Annotated in this window: 17 protein-coding genes and 1 tRNA gene; 11 read left to right on the top strand and 7 right to left on the bottom strand. The window is 62.4% G+C overall.

Annotated elements, in window-relative coordinates:
• Positions 1-93: 93 nt before the first annotated feature.
• The 3 genes from aroC to WF331_RS21155 all read left to right on the top strand — a co-directional run bounded on the left by aroC (position 94) and on the right by WF331_RS21155 (position 3,013).
• Entirely contained in the window at positions 94-1,185 is a 1,092-nt protein-coding gene (gene aroC / locus WF331_RS21165) for a chorismate synthase (protein WP_284363971.1), read from the top strand.
• A gap of 137 nt (positions 1,186-1,322) precedes the next feature.
• Complete coding sequence (locus tag WF331_RS21160; protein ID WP_016500962.1) at positions 1,323-2,477, top strand: MFS transporter; 1,155 nt, start codon at positions 1,323-1,325, stop codon at positions 2,475-2,477.
• Positions 2,477-3,013, top strand: a complete 537-nt coding sequence (locus WF331_RS21155) for an oxidase (RefSeq protein ID WP_284363974.1) — start codon at positions 2,477-2,479, stop codon at positions 3,011-3,013. Before WF331_RS21160 ends, WF331_RS21155 begins: the two co-directional genes overlap by 1 nt.
• Positions 3,014-3,137: 124 nt before the next feature.
• On the opposite strand, the gene WF331_RS21150 is transcribed toward WF331_RS21155, so the two are convergent.
• A complete protein-coding gene (locus WF331_RS21150) occupies positions 3,138-3,410 on the bottom strand; it encodes a DUF3509 domain-containing protein (RefSeq protein WP_016500960.1) in 273 nt (90 codons plus the stop codon).
• A 266-nt stretch (positions 3,411-3,676) separates the two neighbouring features.
• Between WF331_RS21150 and WF331_RS21145 the strand changes: the two genes are divergently transcribed.
• Both WF331_RS21145 and WF331_RS21140 read left to right on the top strand, forming a co-directional pair.
• Complete coding sequence (locus tag WF331_RS21145; protein WP_049274071.1) at positions 3,677-4,201, top strand: ankyrin repeat domain-containing protein; 525 nt, start codon at positions 3,677-3,679, stop codon at positions 4,199-4,201.
• Between the two features lie 60 nt (positions 4,202-4,261).
• Positions 4,262-4,792 carry a hypothetical protein gene (locus WF331_RS21140; RefSeq protein ID WP_016500958.1) on the top strand — a complete coding sequence of 177 codons (531 nt, stop codon included), beginning with the start codon at positions 4,262-4,264 and terminating at the stop codon, positions 4,790-4,792.
• 125 nt (positions 4,793-4,917) lie between these two features.
• On the opposite strand, the gene WF331_RS21135 is transcribed toward WF331_RS21140, so the two are convergent.
• Entirely contained in the window at positions 4,918-5,856 is a 939-nt protein-coding gene (locus WF331_RS21135) for a ZIP family metal transporter (protein ID WP_049274066.1), read from the bottom strand.
• Positions 5,857-5,983: 127 nt separating this feature from the next.
• Between WF331_RS21135 and WF331_RS21130 the strand changes: the two genes are divergently transcribed.
• From WF331_RS21130 to WF331_RS21115, 4 genes are all read left to right on the top strand, one after another.
• A complete protein-coding gene (locus WF331_RS21130; protein ID WP_012271091.1) occupies positions 5,984-6,175 on the top strand; it encodes a PLDc N-terminal domain-containing protein in 192 nt (63 codons plus the stop codon).
• A 240-nt stretch (positions 6,176-6,415) separates the two neighbouring features.
• Entirely contained in the window at positions 6,416-8,473 is a 2,058-nt protein-coding gene (locus WF331_RS21125) for an LTA synthase family protein (protein WP_174370873.1), read from the top strand.
• A gap of 203 nt (positions 8,474-8,676) precedes the next feature.
• The gene (locus WF331_RS21120) at positions 8,677-8,913 is read left to right on the top strand and encodes a hypothetical protein (RefSeq protein WP_016500955.1); all 237 of its coding nucleotides are present in this window, start codon (positions 8,677-8,679) and stop codon (positions 8,911-8,913) included.
• A gap of 180 nt (positions 8,914-9,093) precedes the next feature.
• Positions 9,094-9,426, top strand: a complete 333-nt coding sequence (locus WF331_RS21115; RefSeq protein ID WP_016500954.1) for a ribonuclease E inhibitor RraB — start codon at positions 9,094-9,096, stop codon at positions 9,424-9,426.
• Positions 9,427-9,533: 107 nt separating this feature from the next.
• Here the strand turns inward: WF331_RS21115 and WF331_RS21110 are convergent, their stop codons facing one another.
• Positions 9,534-10,334 (bottom strand): cytochrome c, encoded by an 801-nt coding sequence (locus WF331_RS21110; RefSeq protein WP_340623263.1) that lies wholly within the window; start codon positions 10,332-10,334, stop codon positions 9,534-9,536.
• 528 nt (positions 10,335-10,862) lie between these two features.
• Here WF331_RS21110 and WF331_RS21105 point away from each other — a divergent pair.
• Entirely contained in the window at positions 10,863-11,594 is a 732-nt protein-coding gene (locus tag WF331_RS21105) for an amidotransferase (protein ID WP_016500952.1), read from the top strand.
• A gap of 444 nt (positions 11,595-12,038) precedes the next feature.
• On the opposite strand, the gene WF331_RS21100 is transcribed toward WF331_RS21105, so the two are convergent.
• The 3 genes from WF331_RS21100 to WF331_RS21090 all read right to left on the bottom strand — a co-directional run bounded on the left by WF331_RS21100 (position 12,039) and on the right by WF331_RS21090 (position 14,673).
• On the bottom strand, positions 12,039-13,010 hold the full coding sequence (locus WF331_RS21100) for a magnesium and cobalt transport protein CorA (RefSeq protein ID WP_024717731.1): 972 nt from the start codon (positions 13,008-13,010) through the stop codon (positions 12,039-12,041).
• A 69-nt stretch (positions 13,011-13,079) separates the two neighbouring features.
• Positions 13,080-13,793, bottom strand: coding sequence for a lysophospholipid acyltransferase family protein (locus tag WF331_RS21095; protein ID WP_284400371.1), 714 nt, complete (start codon positions 13,791-13,793; stop codon positions 13,080-13,082).
• A 178-nt stretch (positions 13,794-13,971) separates the two neighbouring features.
• Positions 13,972-14,673: a crotonase/enoyl-CoA hydratase family protein gene (locus WF331_RS21090; RefSeq protein WP_016500949.1), complete on the bottom strand. Its 702-nt coding sequence runs from the start codon at positions 14,671-14,673 to the stop codon at positions 13,972-13,974.
• A gap of 198 nt (positions 14,674-14,871) precedes the next feature.
• On the opposite strand from WF331_RS21090, the gene WF331_RS21085 reads away from it, so the two are divergent.
• Positions 14,872-14,961 (top strand) — tRNA-Ser (locus WF331_RS21085).
• A 188-nt stretch (positions 14,962-15,149) separates the two neighbouring features.
• Here WF331_RS21085 and WF331_RS21080 read toward each other — a convergent pair.
• The gene (locus WF331_RS21080) at positions 15,150-17,291 is read right to left on the bottom strand and encodes a TonB-dependent siderophore receptor (protein ID WP_340623262.1); all 2,142 of its coding nucleotides are present in this window, start codon (positions 17,289-17,291) and stop codon (positions 15,150-15,152) included.
• Positions 17,292-17,376 lie beyond the last annotated feature (85 nt).

Here is a 17,376-nt window from a genome sequence, read left to right as displayed (position 1 = left end):
AGCTGGCTCGCCGGCGATAGGGCCAGTACAGACAACCAATCCATCTGTATACTGCCGCTTTCGTCCATTTCAGGCAGAACTCGCGGAGCGTCCATGTCCGGTAATACCTACGGCAAGCTGTTCACTGTCACCACCGCTGGCGAAAGCCATGGCCCGGCGTTGGTCGCCATTGTCGATGGATGCCCACCGGGCCTGGAAATTTCCCTGGCCGACCTGCAGCATGACCTCGACCGGCGCAAGCCCGGCACCAGCCGGCACACCACCCAGCGCCAGGAAGCCGATGAGGTGGAAATCCTTTCCGGCGTGTTCGAAGGCCGCACCACCGGTTGCTCGATCGGCCTGCTGATCCGCAACACCGACCAGAAGTCCAAGGACTACTCGGCCATCAAGGACCTGTTCCGCCCGGCCCACGCCGACTACACCTACCACCACAAGTACGGCATCCGCGACTACCGCGGCGGTGGCCGCAGCTCGGCCCGCGAAACCGCCATGCGCGTGGCCGCCGGTGCCATCGCCAAGAAGTATCTGGCCACCCAGGGCATCACCGTGCGTGGCTACATGAGCCAGTTGGGCCCGATCGAAATCCCGTTCAAGACCTGGGAATCGGTGGAGCAGAACGCCTTCTTCAGCCCCGACCCGGACAAGGTGGCGGAGCTGGAGGCGTACATGGACCAACTGCGCCGTGACCAGGACTCGGTGGGTGCCAAGATCACCGTGGTGGCCGAGGGCGTGATGCCGGGCCTGGGCGAACCGATCTTCGACCGCCTGGACGCAGAACTGGCCCATGCGCTGATGAGCATCAACGCGGTCAAGGGCGTGGAAATCGGCGCCGGCTTCGCCAGCGTGGCCCAGCGCGGCACCGAGCACCGTGACGAGCTCACCCCGGAAGGCTTCCTCAGCAATAACGCTGGCGGCATCCTGGGCGGCATTTCTTCGGGCCAGCCAATCGTTGCCCACCTGGCGCTGAAACCGACCTCCAGCATCACCACCCCGGGCCGCTCGATCGACGTCGACGGCAACCCGGTGGACGTCATCACCAAAGGCCGCCACGACCCGTGCGTGGGCATCCGCGCCACGCCGATCGCCGAGGCGATGATGGCCATCGCGCTGATGGACCACCTGCTGCGCCACCGCGCACAGAATGCCGATGTGAAGGTAACCACCCCGGTGCTGGGCCAGCTCTGATTCACCTGCACAGGCCTCTTCGCGGGCTTGCCCGCTCCCACAGGTATTAAGCGGCCCTCGGGTCCTGTGATATCCCTGTGGGAGCGGGCAAGCCCGCGAAGAGGCCACTGCAGGACACAACATGATTGGCTGAACCCATGCCCGCAATTCCCTACTGGCGCCTGTCCAGCTTCTATCTCTTTTACTTCGCCCTGCTAGGCTCCACCGCCCCCTTCCTGGCGCTGTACTTCGACCACCTGGGCTTCTCCCCGGCGCGCATCGGCGAGCTGGTGGCCATTCCCATGCTGATGCGCTGCATCGCCCCCAACCTGTGGGGCTGGCTGGGCGACCGTACCGGCCAGCGCTTGCTGATCGTGCGCCTGGGCGCGTTGTCTACCCTGGCCACCTTCGCCCTGATCTTCTTCGGCAAAAGCTACGCCTGGCTGGCGCTGGTGATGGCCCTGCATGCGTTCTTCTGGCATGCCGTGCTGCCGCAGTTCGAGGTCATCACCCTGGCCCACCTGCACGGGCAAACAGCGCGCTACAGCCAGGTGCGCCTGTGGGGCTCGATCGGCTTCATCCTCACGGTGGTTGGCTTGGGCCGCCTGTTCGAATGGCTGAGCCTGGACATCTACCCGGTGGCCCTGGTCACGATCATGGCCGGCATCGTCGCCGCCAGCCTGTGGGTGCCCAATGCCCAGCCGGTGGAGCAGGGCGAGCGCAGCGGGGCGGGTGGTTTTGTGCAGCAGTTGCGTGCCCCGGGGGTGATCGCGTTCTACGCCTGTGTGGCGCTGATGCAACTCAGCCACGGGCCGTACTACACCTTCCTTACCCTGCACCTTGAGCACCTGGGCTACAGCCGCAGTGCCATCGGCCTGCTGTGGGCGCTGGGGGTGGTGGCCGAGGTGCTGATGTTCATGGTCATGAGCCGGCTGTTCGCGCGCTTCAGTGTGCAACGCGTATTGCTGGTCAGCTTCCTGCTGGCGGCGCTGCGTTGGGTGTTGCTGGGCAATCTGGCCCAGGAACCGGCCGTGCTGATCTTCGCCCAGCTGCTGCACGCGGCCACATTCGGCTGCTTCCACGCTGCCAGCATCGCGTTCGTGCAAGCCAGTTTCGGCGCCCGCCAGCAGGGCCAGGGCCAGGCATTGTACGCGGCGCTGTCGGGCACCGGCGGTGCGCTGGGGGCATTGTATTCGGGCTACAGCTGGAAACTGCTGGGCCCCACCTTCACCTTTGGTATGGCCAGTGCCGCAGCCTTGGCTGCAGCCGTTATCATTGCCCTTTGTTCGCAACCGACCAGGACCCGCCCCTGATGAGCATTCTCAGCGTTTTCCACCCCGCCAGCCCGGAACTGCCGAACAAGGTGCTGACCCACCACGAGGACATCGCCGTTACCCTGGCCGAACAGGGCGTGCTTTTTACCCACCGCGAGCATGGCCTGCGGGTGCGGCCCGGCACAGCGCAAGACGAGGTGCTGGACGTATGCCGTGAGCATCTGGACCAGTTGATGACAGCACACGGCAGCAAGGCCTGCGTGTTGTTGAACCGTGACGGTGAAGCCCCGGTGCAGGCCGATGTACGCGATGAGCATGTGCATGGCGCCGAAGAGGTGTTTGCCGTGGTCAGTGGACGTGCTCAGGTTGGCCTGCGGTTGGGCGACTGGGTGTACTCGGTACTGTGCGAGAAGGGTGATCAGCTGGTGGTACCAGCGGGCACGCGTCGCTGGGTAGAGCTGGGCGATACGCCGTTTTGCCTGGCGCTGCGTCTGTATGGCAGCGAGCAAGGCGTGCAGGCGCAGTTTACCGGGGATGCGACTGCGCGGGCGTTTCTGGGGATTGACCAATTCTGACGGCCTTGCCGTCCTCTTCGCAGCACAAGGCTGCTCCTACAGGAGATCGCGTCCGGTCGGCGGTCGCGTTCACTTGCAGGAGCAGCCTTGTGCTGCGAAGAGGCCAGATCTGGCAATACAAAACTCAGCGGTAGGTCGGCAGGGCAAACCGTTGCTGGCTTTGCAGCATGCCAATCACCGGCAATTCACTGGCCTGTTCAGCCAAGTCACGGCGGATGGCGCTGATCGCCCAGGACAGCTGTTCGGCGCTGTGCAGTTGCCCATAGGTCAACACCCGGCGGGTCACCTTGCCATCCGTCGCGCGCAGGGTAAGCAACACCCCGCCATCAGGGCGCGCCTGGGTGTTCACTTGATAGGCCGAAAATACCGAGACGAACTTTTGCTGGATGAGGTCCATATCAACTCCTGGCTGTTATGTGGCAGACATGAGTTGATGGTTGCAGCGACCGTGCCAGAACTTGATTGCAAGAAAAATCCAGTAAATTCAGTCACTTATGGGTTGTTTTCAGAGGCGGCACCGTGCAGGTTGCATGGTCGTGCATTTTGCACAGTGCATTTTGCACGGATCCGGCTTTGCCTATCGGCCCTATAGAATCTGAACCTTTGACCGCAATGGCGTGCCTGACAAAGACTTGGGCAATCATTTATGCCAGGAGGTTCCCGATGTCCAGCCAAACCGCGCCCGCCACCATGACCGATGACGAAACCGCTGCATTCGCAGAGCAGGTATTCGAACGTGCCCGCCAGGGCGATGCCGAAATGCTTGGGCGCTTGCTCGCCAGTGGCCTGCCGGCCAACCTGCGCAACCACAAGGGTGACACGCTACTGATGCTGGCCAGCTACCACGGCCACCACGAGGCGGTGCGCGTGCTACTGGCGCAAGGTGCCGACCCGCTGATTGCCAACGACAACGGCCAGTTGCCCATTGCCGGAGCCGCGTTCAAGGGGGACCTGGCCATGATCCGCCTGCTGCTGGAGCACGGCGTGCCGGTGGACGCCGCTGCGCAGGACGGGCGCACCGCGTTGATGCTGGCGGCCATGTTCAACCGCAGCGAAATCCTTGAATACCTGTTGGCCCAGGGCGCCGACCCGGCGCGCCAGGATGCCCGCGGCGCCACCGCGCTGATGGCGGCGCAAACCATGGGTGCAGTGGACGCTGCTGCACGCCTGCAAACGCTGGCCGGCTAACCGCAAGGGGGCATTTGCGGCTATCCTTGGCGACTTTTCACCCGTCGCAGGCCCCCTTTCATGAAAACTCAGTTGCTCGAATTCATCAGCCTCATTGGCGCCGGCTGCATGCGTGAGGCCGACATCGAGCGCATCGCCGACGAGGCCGCCCAGGCCTACGCCGACCCGGCCGCTTTCTTGGCAGCCAACCCGGACATCAACTACGACGACAGCTTCCCAATCCCGCTGGGTGAATGGGTGGTGCTGGGCAGCCTGCCGGACACGGTGGTGTTCCAGGCCGACAGCTACCAGGACCTGTTCCAGCAGATCAGCGACTCGTTCGACAACAGCGTGCCGTTCACCCTCAAGCCCAAGCAGCTGGCCCGCACCGAGCCACTGACCGCGCTCAACCGCATCCAGGTACAGATGGGCGCGTTGAACAAAGAAGCCGGTGGTTATGTGCTGCTGAACTTCAGCCAGCTGCTGGATGACGAGCTGCAGGTGGTGATGGTGGGCCAGAACGACCTGGCGCGGGTGCTGGAGCTGGGGGCCGAGCTGGGCATCAAGGTCGAGCCGGCCCTCGAAGCCCTGAAAGTCGCTGTACACGTCTGATTTCATCGTTTGTTTCTTCGCGGGCTTGCCCGCTCCCACAGGTATAAAACCGGGCCTGAGGACAGCGGAGTTCCTGTGGGATCGGGCAAGCCCGCGAAGAGGCCGGCACTGGCAACCTCAAAACTTCAGCCCAGCGCGGTATCCAGAAACATCATCACCGCAAACCCGCCCATCAAGCCCAAGGTCGCCGCCGTCTGGTGCCCGTTACGGTGGGTTTCGGGGATCACCTCGTGGCTTACCACAAAGATCATCGCCCCCGCCGCCAGTCCCATGCTGATCGGGTAGGCGAGGGCAAAACCGGTCGAAATCCCAAGCCCGATTACCGCACCCAGCGGCTCCATCAGCCCGGACCCGATCGCAACCAGTGCGGCTTTCATGTTCGACAGCCCGGTGGCGCGCAGGGCCAGCGCGACGGCCAGCCCCTCAGGGATGTCCTGAATGGCGATGGCGCTGGTCAGTGGCAGCCCGATGTTCATGTCGCCATTGGCGAAGCTCACGCCAATCGCCATGCCTTCGGGGAGGTTGTGCAGGGTGATCGCCAGCACGAACAACCACACCCGGCTGATGCGCTCGGCCTCAGGGCCGCACGGGCCGGTACTTTCGTGCTCATGCGGGGTGAAACGGTCCAGGCCCAGCATCAGCAGCACGCCCAGGCCCATGCCTAACACCACGGTAAACGCCGCAGCGGGGCCGTTGCCGGTGATCTCGCGGGCGGCGTCCAGGCCCGGCAGAATCAGCGAAAACGAACTGGCGGCCAGCATCATGCCGGCCGCAAAACCAAGCATCACATCCTGGTTGCGGGCGCTGACGTCGCGCAGCACCACTGCCAGCACCGCACCCAGTGCGGTGGCGCCAAAGCCGGACAACCCACCCAGCACGGCCAGGTGCAGGTTATCGGCATGGTCGCCGTTAACCGCATTCCAGAAGCTGGCCGCCAGCAGTGCGACCACAGCCAGCAGGCTCAGGCCCAGGCCGGCACTGAGCCAGGGGGTATTGGCAACCTGCTGGCGCCAGGCGTGCAGCAGTGACGATGGGGCGGCGCTTTGGCTGTGTGCGGGGGGCATGCGAACCTCGAATCAATTATTGCAGTCAGTCTACTCAGGGACCTGCGCCAACGGCCAAGGATTCCCTTCTATTGGTGCGATAGCTGGCTATGCTGTGCAGCAAAGCCTCTGGGCAAGGAGTTTAAGCATGGGGTCTACATTCAACAGCCTGGTCGGGCTGATCATTCTGGCGCTGGATATCTGGGCCATCCTCAATGTGATCAAGAGTGGCAGCGAGGTGGGTATCAAGGTGTTGTGGATCTTGTTGATTGCACTGCTGCCGGTGGTGGGGCTGGTGATCTGGGCGATTGCCGGGCCGCGGGGGAATGTGCGCATCTGAACGCCTGTGCCGGCCTTTTCGCGGGCTCGCCCGCTCCCACAGGTATTGCGTCGCTCTCAACAGTTGTGGGGCTCCTGTGGGAGCGGGCAAGCCCGCGAAGAGGCCGGCACAGACAAAAGCCGCAACATCCCAGTGACAAAATTTTCACATTGGTTTAAACAGAATCCGCACCCGCACAATGCTGCGTTGGTCTAGCGCCAGCGCCTCTTCGCAAACCGCAATCCTAGGACCTTCCCATTCATGGCTAACACGGACGCCTTGAAGCAACAGGGCGCGCGAACGTCGTTTTCGCCGACCCTGAAATCCCACCTGGCCTACACGCTGCTCAGCGGCCTTGTGATCATGCTGATGCTCAGCCTGGTGCGCCTGGCGCTGCTGGTCTACAACAGCGACATGATCGGCGATACCCCTTATTCGACCGTCGCCGAAGGCTTCCTCAACGGGTTGCGCTTCGACCTGCGGGTAGTGGTGTACCTCAGCATTCCGCTGCTGCTGGCCATCCTCAGCCCTTGGGCGATGGCCCGGCGTGGCGTGTTCCGCTTCTGGCTGACCCTCACCTCGAGCGTGGTGATGTTCCTCGGCCTGATGGAAATGGACTTCTACCGCGAGTTCCACCAGCGCCTCAACGGCTTGGTGTTCCAGTACATCAAGGAAGACCCTAAAACCGTCATGAGCATGCTCTGGTACGGTTTCCCGGTGGTGCGCTACCTGCTGGCCTGGGCCTTCGGCACCTGGCTGCTGAGCCTGCTGTTCAAAGGGATCGACCGCGCCACCCGTGGCGATGGCCTGCACCGCGTTGCCCCGTGGTACAAACGCGTGGCAGTGTTCATGGTGATTTTGCTGGTGGCCGTGGTCGCTGCCCGTGGCACCCTGCGCCAAGGCCCGCCAATGCGCTGGGGTGATGCCTTCACCACCGACTCCAACTTCGTCAACCAGCTGGGCCTGAACGGCACCCTGACACTGATCGACGCCGCCAAGAGCCGCTTTGGCGAAGACCGCGCCAACATCTGGAAGCCGGTGCTGGAGCAGAACGTGGCCACGCAAAGCGTGCGTGAACAGCTGCTGACCCCCCACGACACCCTGGTCGATGCCGACGAGGCTGCCATCCGCCGCGACTTCGTGCCGCCGGCTGAGCGCACCCTGCCGATCAAGAACGTGGTGGTGATCCTGATGGAAAGCTTCGCCGGCCACTCGGTGGGCGCGCTGGGCAGCCCCAACAACATCACCCCGTACTTCGACAAGCTGGCCAAAGAAGGCCTGCTGTTCGACCGCTTCTTCTCCAACGGCACCCATACCCACCAGGGCATGTTCGCCACCATGGCCTGCTTCCCCAACCTGCCAGGCTTCGAATACCTGATGCAGACCCCGGAAGGTGGCCACAAGCTGTCTGGCTTGCCGGCACTGCTCAGCGCCCGTGATTACGACGACGTGTACGTCTACAACGGCGATTTTGCCTGGGATAACCAGTCCGGGTTCTTCGGCAACCAGGGCATGACCACCTTCATCGGCCGTAACGACTTCGTCAACCCGGTGTTCTCCGACCCGACCTGGGGCGTGTCCGACCAGGACATGTTCGACCGCGGCAACGAGGAACTGGCCAAGCACGACGGCAAGAAACCGATCTACGCGCTGCTGCAGACCCTGTCCAACCACACCCCGTACGCGCTGCCCAAAGACCTGCCGGTCGAGAAGGTCACCGGGCAAGGCCGCCTGGACGAGCACCTCACTGCCATGCGTTATTCGGACTGGGCGCTGGGCCAGTTCTTCGAGAAGGCGCGCAAAGAGCCTTACTTCAAGGAAACACTGTTCGTCATCGTCGGCGACCATGGTTTTGGCAATCACCAGCAAGTCACCGAGCTGGACCTGGGCCGTTTCAACGTGCCGCTGCTGCTGATTGCCCCGGGCATTCAGGAGAAGTTTGGTGCGGTGAATCACACCGTGGGCACCCAGGTCGACATCGTGCCGACCATCATGGGCCGCCTGGGTGGCGAGACCCGCCACCAGTGCTGGGGGCGCGACCTGCTCAACCTGCCTGAGGGTGACCAGGGCATGGGCATGATCAAGCCCTCGGGCAGCGAGCAGATCGTCGGCCTGGTGCAGGGCGACCGCATCCTGATCGAGTCCAAGGACATGACCCCGCGCATGTACCGCTACCAGCTGGGCAGCGAGTTCAAGGCCGAGCTGATCGAAAGCCCGGACCAGCCGGAAATGCTGAAGAAGCTGGAAGCGTATATCCAGACGGCGACCAAGAGCCTGCTGGATAACACGGCCGGTGTGGTACACGGCACACCGAAGTAAGGCTGCAAAATGGGCCGCTTTGCGGCCCGTTCGCGGGGCAAGCCCGCTCCCACAGGGATATCATCGCAATCCCGCCGTTGATATCCCTGTGGGAGCGGGCCTGCCGCGCGAAGAGGCCCTTACAGACTGAACATTTTCCCAGCCCCAAGGTCAGTTGATCAGGCATCACACCTTGGTGTCTCTGGATTGGGAGGACTTGTTCAATGAAAGAGTGGGAAGTCACTTTTGCCGATCAAAAAGGCGAACCGTCCACCATGATGCTGCGGGCTGAGCATCGTCCCAGCGAAGAGGAAGCCGCAAGGGCCATCCGTTCGCAGCTGTTCCCGGTTATGGATGAACTGGACCTCAACGACTTCCAGGACCGCACCATCTCCCCGACCGCCCGCTGGCTCAAGGAGCATAGTGGGGTGACCATCACCAGCATCCACGAAGCGCCTTGACCCACACGTTTGCGTGGCGCCTGTTCAGGCGCTACGATGATGAAAGGTGCCCGCCTATTCTGCGGGTTGGCGCCGTTTCAATTCGCGTCTTGCATCAGCTCGAACTGTTCGGCCATTGATTGCCGGCAGGTGCGTAGTGCACGGAAAGTCTATCCATTGCTTTATTCAGGAGGACGATTCATGAGCAGCCAGAACGACGATATCAGCACCAACGTCCTGCGCCAGATGAAAGCAGGCGGTTTCGACTTCACCCAGATCCACCCCATCGAGTTCTATGCCGTATTCCCCGACGAAGCAGGGGCCCGTCGTGCCGCCGGGCAGTTTCGTGGCGAATCGCTCAATGCCCAGGTGAAAGAGCTGGGCGACGGTGCCTGGCACCTGGAGCTGAGCAAGGTCATGTACGCCACCTATGGCGGTATTGGCGACTTTGAAGAGACCTTTGAGCAGCTGGTGACACCTTATGGGGGGGAGGTGGAAGGGTGGGGCGTCAAGCACGAACGGCAGACTGCCTGAAGCTATCCGTTGCCTTTTTCGCGGGGCTCCCAGAGGTATCTCACAATGTTTAGCCCTGTGGTGATCCTGTGGGAGCGGGCAAGCCCGCGAAAAAGCACACGCTGCGCTTACGGTTTACGCCCGGCCATGTGCCCCAGATAGGCCAGCAAGGCATCCAGCTCCTGTTCACTCAGTACACTTTCAGTAAACCCCGGCATCTTTGCCTGTGGCCACTGCCGCAGGCTTTGCGGGTCGCGAATCAACTTGCGCAAATAACCCGGTTGAAAATACTCGGTCGGGTTGTGCGGCATGTTCAAATCCGGCCCCATCTGCGCATCCCCGGCGCCGTTCAGGCGGTGGCACGCCATGCAGTTCTGCTGGAACAAGGCAAAGCCCTCGCGCACGGGGCTGTCAGCTGGCAACTTCGGGTCGGGTAGCAATGCCGGGAACCGCGTCTCGACAGCCGCCAGTTTACGCAGGGTAGAAATCTGGAATGGCCACTGCTCCGGGCGGATGCCGCTGGCCCGGGGTTCTGTCCACACGATATAAAACGGCCCCGCGCTGGGTTTGCCCTTGCCCAGTGCGGGCCAGGGCTTGTCGGGGTGTTCCACGGCCAGCCAGGCCCGTGCCGGCCCTTGCTGCAGCAGCGTTGCGGCGGGCATCTCGGCGGCAAAGCCATCCAGTGCCACGGCTTGCAGGTGATCGCTGGGGCTCACGCCTACAAGCAGCGTGGCCAACGGCACCGCCCGATAGTGCATGGGGCGTTTGTAGGAAACATCCTGATCGACGCTGATATCCTGCGCCTCTGGGTGGCCGAGCAACTCGGCGCTGCTCCACTCGCGCGCGCTGGCACCCAGTTCAAGGTGCAGTTGCGCTGCCGACAGCGGCAGGCTCAGGAACAACGCAAACAGGGCAAGGCAGTGGCGCATGGGCAATCTCCGACCATCAAGGCCGGCAGGTTACCTGTGTGCTGCCTGTTGGCGCCACCGCCGCTGTCAGCCGAACAAACGTGTCAGGTTCGGCAAAATCAACAGCAAAGTCGTGGCAAAAAGAATGAGCCCAGCTTGGCGAATTTTCGATTGTCTGAACATGGCGGACCGCCTTCTTGTTGTTATTCCTGAATACCCGTTGGCTTCCTTGTCGCGCTTCGGGTCGATCACAGTGGCACCGCGTGGTGCCTCAACTGCCTGCCTCTTGAAAGTGGATATACAACCAACAGTAGGGTGTGTGTGATCCATGTTTGAGAACCCTTTGTTCTAATTGTCTGGGTCAGTGATTTCCATTCGCTATGAGGCCATGTGCCATCTGGCTGGCATGCTCCGGCTAGACAGTGGCGCAAGTGCCAGGCGGTTACCGACGAAATGTGACCGTTCGTCAGTGCAGCCTACTTGCTTGTACGTGCCTTTCGCGTCAGTCTCTACAGCAGATTCCCACCCATGTCGTTCAGGACTACCCCTATGTCGTTACGCATCTGCATCCTTGAAACCGATGTCCTGCGACCGGAGTTGACGGCGCAGTACCAGGGCTACGGCAGGATGTTCGAGCAGCTCTTCTCGCGTCAGCCGATCGCCGCCGAATTTCGTGTCTACAACGTGATGCACGGCGACTATCCCGCCGACAATGAAGTGTTTGATGCCTACCTTGTGACGGGCAGCAAGGCCGATTCGTTCGGTACCGATGCCTGGATCCAGACACTCAAGGCCTACTTGCTGAAACTGTACGAGCGTGGCGAGAAGCTGTTGGGTGTGTGTTTTGGCCATCAGTTGCTGGCGTTGACCCTGGGTGGCAAGGCCGAGCGGGCCGACAAGGGCTGGGGCGTGGGCATCCATCGCTACTCGCTGGCGGCCCATGCGCCGTGGATGGACCCGGAGGTGTCGGAGCTGACCTTGCTGATCAGCCACCAGGACCAGGTGACCGAATTGCCGGAAGGCGCCACGGTGATTGCTTCAAGCGATTTCTGCCCGAATGCGGCGTACCACATTCGTGACCAGGTGCTGTGCTTCCAGGGCCACCCGGAGTTCGTGCACGACTACTCCCGCGCGCTGCTGGATGCCCGCCAGGAGTACCTGGGGGATGAGGTGTACCACAAGGCCGTGGCCAGCCTGGCTAGCGAGCACCAAGGCGACCTGGTGGGGGAGTGGATGATGCGCTTTGTCCAGCAGCCAACGAGCAAGCATAACGCGGCGTAGTGGCAGGGGCTGCCTTGCAGCCCAATCGCCGGCAAGCCAGCTCCCACAGGGCTGCACTGCCTGGGAGGCCTGTGGAGCCCTTGTGGTGCTGCCTTGCAGCCCAATCGCCGGCAAGCCAGCTCCCACAGGGCTGCACTGCCTGGGAGGCCTGTGGAGCCCTTGTGGTGCTGCCTTGCAGCCCAATCGCCGGCAAGCCAGCTCCCACAGGGCTGCACTGCCTGGGAGGCCTGTGGAGCCCTTGTGGTGCTGCCTTGCAGCCCAATCGCCGGCAAGCCAGCTCCCACAGGGCTGCACTGCCTGGGAGGCCTGTGGAGCCCTTGTGGGGCTGCCTTGCAGCTCAATCGCCCAAGCCAGCTCCCACAGGACTGCACTGCCGGGAGGCCTGTGGAGCCCTTGTGGGAGCTGGCTTGCCGGCGATTGGGCCGCAAAGCGGCCCCAGTAATCTCAGAGCCAGCCAGACTTCTTGAAGCTGGCAAACAACCCCGTACACCCCAGCACGATTACCCCCAGTACCCCGAAATACCCATAGTGCCACCCCAGCTCCGGCATGTTCTGAAAGTTCATGCCGTAAATCCCGGCAATCGCCGTAGGGAACGCCAGGATCGCCGCCCAGGCCGCGAACTTGCGTTGCACGATGCTCTGCCGTGACGACTCCAGCAGCATGCCGATCTCTATGGTCTGGCTGGCGATGTCACGGATGCCGGCCAGGTCTTCCATCTGCCGTGTCACGTGGATCTGCACATCTCGAAAATACGGGCGCATGTTCTTGTCGATAAACGGGAAGCTCAGGCGCTGCAACTCCTCGCTCACTTCCACCATCGGCGCCACATAGCGGCGCAGGCGCAGGATGTCGCGACGCAGGCTGTGCAGGCGGCGGATGTCGTCTTCCTGCAAAGAACCGCCGAGCACGCTTTGTTCCAGCTCTTCGATCTCGCCATGAATGGCCTCGCTGACCGGCTGGTAGTTCTCGGTGACGAAGTCGAGCAGGGCGTACAGCACAAAGTCTTCACCGTGCTCCAGCAGCAGCGGCCGGGCCTCGCAGCGCTGGCGCACCAGGGCGTAGGACTTGGAGTGGCCATTTCGGCAGGTGATGATGTAACCGTTGCCGGCAAAGATATGGGTTTCGATGAACTCCAGCTTGCCTTCGTGGCGCACTGGCGAATAGGTGACGATGAACAGCGCGTCGCCGAAGGTTTCTAGTTTGGGCCGGCTGTGCTTTTCCAGGGCGTCTTCGATGGCCAGTTCGTGCAGGTTGAACTGGCATTGCAGGTTGGCCAGCTCCTCGGCGTTGGGCTCTTCCAGGCCGATCCACACAAAGTGCCCCGGCTTGCGCGCCCACTCGCTGCCTTCGTCGATGCTGATGTTGGTGACCTTTCTGCCGGCGCTGTACACCGCCGATGCCACGACTCGACCCATGGTTGCCCGCTTATTCCGGTTGAACACGGGGTACAGCTTGGGCCGTACCCGGCCCAAGAGCAACCCGCTTCAGGCCAGCTCGTGTTCCATGCGGTCGATGCATTGCTGCATCTGCACCCGGCACTGCTCGATCAGCGCCGGAATGTCCTTTTGGGTCATGCCGGCGGTGGCGATGGGCGGCAGTGAGCGCACTACTACCGTGCGCTGGCGCCAGCTGTTCAGGTTCATGCGCGTGGCGTAGCGGCTGACGCACACCGGCACAATCGGCACACCTGCCTCGATGGCCATGTGGAACGCGCCTTTCTTGAAGGGCAGCAAGTGTTCGCCAGGGTTACGCGTGCCTTCGGGGAATACCCAGATCGAGGTGTCATCCTGCAGCACGCGGGTGGTTTCCTGCAGCGCCTTGCGGGCCTGGTAGCTGTTCTTGCGGTCGATCAGCACGTTGCCGCCCAGCCAGAACAGCTGGCCGAACAACGGCACCCAGCCCAGGCTCTTCTTGCCGATGGCCACGGTGCGTCGTGGCACCGCTTGGCCCACCACGAACAGGTCGTAGTTGGATTGGTGGTTGGCGATGATCACGCAACCGGGGGGCTGGTCCCACAGCGGGCCGACCTCGGCCTTGACCTTGATGCGCATCAGCCAGGTGGCCGGCCGGCTGTAGAGGTGGGCGAATACCCGGCTGTTGTCGGGGTTGAAAGGGCGGCACAGGCCAATGACCAGGCCCACGATGCCAACCACAAGGAAATGCAGCGCCAGCAGAAGCATGCGCAAGGAATAAAGCATGGTACGACTCACACCAGACGGTCGCCGGAGTGTACGGGTGTGCACTGGTTCGGGCAAACCTTGGTGTAGGTCTGGGCCGGCCCTTTCGCGGGCACGCCCGCTCCAACAGCATTACCACATGCCTGAAGATTGTGGTTTTCGTGTGGGAGCGGGCGTGCCCGCGAAGAGGCCGGTGCGCCTAGCCCATATGGTGCTGGTCCAGCTCGATCGCCTTGTCCAGCGCCTCCAGCAGGCCTTTGCGCACTTTCAGCTTGGTGTTCTTGTGCGCCAGCATGTTCAGCTTCTTCAACTCACGCGCCGCCGTCAGCGCCGCTTCTTGCAGCTGCTCGGCAGGCACCACCTTGTCGAGGAAGCCGGCATCGACCGCCGCGTGCGGGTCGAACACTTCGGCATTGATCACCGCGCGGTGGAAGGCTGCGGGGCTCAGGCGGTCGCGGGCCAGTTCGATACCGGCATGGTGCATGGTCATGCCGATCTGCACTTCGTTCAGGCACACCTTGTACATGGGCCCTTTGGCTTCTTCGACGCCAATGCGGTAATCGGCCGACAGCAGCAGGAAGGCACCCTTGGCCACGGCATTGCCCGGGCAGGCAACCACCACCGGGAACGGGTGCGACAGCAGGCGGCGGGCGAGGGTGGAGCCGGCAGTGACCAGGCCGATGGCCTCTTTCGGGCCGCTGGTCATCACCTTGAGGTCGTAACCACCCGACAGGATGCCTGGCTGCCCGGTGATGATCACCACTGCACGGTCTTCGATCGCGCGGTCGAGCGCGGCGTTGAAGGCGGTGATGACGTCTGGCGAGATGGCGTTGACCTTGCCGTTGTTCAGGGTCAGGGTGGCGATGCCGTCTTCGGCGTGGTAGGTAATCAGCTCGCTCATGGCAGAGTCCTTTTGTTGGCGTGGCGACGACGTTACCCAGCGCCAGAGGCCAGGTAAAGCAGCAAGGCTGACTGGTCGGTCAGTGTTCACCGCGGTCCAAATGCAAATACATGAAAAATTTGAAAAAAGTGCTTGCCAAAGGGAATGTCTTTCACTAAATTAGCGCACCTCGACGGGCCGCAAGGCTTGAAGAGAAACGGTGAAGTGTCCGAGTGGTCGAAGGAGCACGCCTGGAAAGTGTGTATACGAGAAATCGTATCAAGGGTTCAAATCCCTTCTTCACCGCCACATTCTACGAAGAGCCCCCGCGCTGAAAAGCCCGGGGGCTTTTTGTTTTCAGGGCCATTTGGGCCGCTTTGCGGCCCATTCGCAGCGCAAGGCTGCTCCTACAGGAGGGCGCGAGCCCTGCAACTGGCGCAGTCCCTTGTAGGAGCAGCCTCGTGCTGCGAATGGGCTGCAAAGCAGCCCCAACGAACCTAGAAGCTGACGGAGGCCGACAGCCGAGCCGTGCGTGGCGCGCCCTGGAACAGGTAGTTATCCCCCAGGTAATCCCCCACATCGCGCCAATAGCGTTTGTCGAACACGTTATCCACGGTCAGGCGCAGCACCGTGTCATACCCGCCAATGCGCGTACGATACCGGCTCCCCACATCGAACACGGTGTACCCGCCAACTTCCACATTGCCGGCCTGGCTCGCATACTTGCTGGCGCTGTAACGCGCCCCGCCCAGCAGTGCCAAGCCCGGTACCGGCAGCGAGTATTGCACGTGCAGTGCTGCCCGGAACCTGGGCACATTGATTGCCTGATGGCCTTCATAGGCATCGGTACCGCTGTTTTTCACCCGCGCACGAATGGCTGCGGCGCTGGCCTGCACTTGCAGGTTCTGGCTCACCCAGCCGCTGGCGCCCAGCTCCAGGCCGGTGTTTTTCTGCTGGCCCTGCTGTACGTAGGTGAAGTTGCCAGCACCGTCCGGGCGTGCGTACTGGTAGGCCTGGCGGATCTGGAACAGCGCGGCGCTGAAGCTCACGCCTTGCCAGTCGTGCTTGAGGCCAAGTTCCAGTTGGTGCGAAGGCGTCGGCGCAAGATTTTCGAATTTGTTCAGCGCAAACCACGGCGCCGTGCCACCGGCAGACAGGCCTTTGGCATAGCTGGCGTATACCGTCGTGTCCGGCTGCGGCTTGTAAATTAGTGCAGCATTGGGAAGCAACTCGGATTGGCGGGTATGGCGCCCGGCAACACCGTTCTCGTCCCAGGTCTTTTCATCCAGGCGCACTTCACGGGCGCCCAGCACGGTCTGCCACTGTTCGTTGAAGCTGATGCGGTCGCTGACGAACAGGCCGTACTGGCGGCTGTCCAGCCGGCGTTCGCTGGCGCCAATGGGCTTGTCGGAGGGCGCTTGGGCCGGGGAGCCTGTGTAGATATTCCCGGGGTGTTCCAGAAGTTCGTTGTAGTAGGTGCGCTGATCCAGCGTCCGACGTTGAGCGCTGGTACCCACGGTCAGCTCATGGGTGTTACCAGCAACGTCAAACCGTCCGTTTAGCATCGCCTGTGCCTCATCGACCCGCCTGGTGTCGTTAGGGCTGCGGAAATCATAGATGTCGTAGTCGCCTTCCGGGCTGAAATGAGACTGCCAGCCTTCTTCGCTTCCCCAGGCAAACGCGCTGTAATCGTCGATCACCACCTTGCTGCGCGAGGCACTCAAGGTGCCGGTCCAGGCCTCGTTGAAGCGGTACTCGAAGCGCCCGCCCAGGTTCAGCGAGTCGTTTTGCACAGGCTTTGCCCAATCCTGGTAAGCCAGGCGGTCGTCCGGGTCGATGCCGTGGGGCACTTCGGTGCCACCCAGCAGTTGATAACCCGGCACCGAGCGCTGCTCGCGGTGCTGGTATTCGGCATCCAGCTGCAGGGTGGCATCCGGGCTGATCTGCCAGTCGAATGCCAGCGAAGCGAAGTCGCGTTTGCCATCTGCGTGGTCGACGTAGGAGCGGATGTCTTCATGGGCGAGGTTGGCGCGCAGGCCGAACTGTTTTTCGCTGCCAAACCAGCCGCCCAGGTCGGTGGCCAGGTAGCGTTCGCCTTGTTCGTTGGTCGACACCGTCACGCTGTGCACATCCTCGGCGCGCTTGGTTACGTAGTTGATCAGCCCGCCCGGCTCCGACACACCGCTTTGCAGCCCCGACAAGCCCTTTAGCAGCTCTACCTGCTGCTTGTTCTCAAGGGCCACGTTCTGCTCGCCAGCGATGGTCTGGCCGTTGATGCGGTAGCTGCTGGCGGCATTCAGCTCGAAGCCTCGGACGTTGAAGTTTTCGTAGTAGCCGATGGGGGCATAGCTTTCGCCAACCGAGGCATCGCTTTGCAGCACTTCGCTGAGCTTGCGCACCTGGCGGTCTTCCAGCAGTTGCTGGCTGAACACGCTGATGGTGGCAGGGGTATCAAGCAAGGGCGCGGGCTGGAAGCTGCCCACCGCTGCCTGGCGAGCCTGGTAGCCGTCGTTGGCATAGGTGTCGGACACCTGCAGTGGGGCCAGCACCACGCTGTCTTCGGCGAGCACATGGGGGCAATGCAGGGCCAGGCCCAGGCTGAGCAGGCTCAGGGGCAGGCGGGGGTGACACGGGGGCATGCGGGGCTCCTGGATGGGCACAGGCCATGAAAAAGGCGGCATCTTAGCAGCCGCCTTCAGCATAAAACGATCCAGGCCCCGCGAT

Source organism: Pseudomonas sp. YNh (genome assembly GCF_037993085.1).
Lineage (GTDB): Bacteria > Pseudomonadota > Gammaproteobacteria > Pseudomonadales > Pseudomonadaceae > Aquipseudomonas > Aquipseudomonas putida.
The sequence above is the reverse complement of the archived record's forward strand: the minus strand, read 5'-3'. Positions and strand labels throughout refer to the sequence as shown.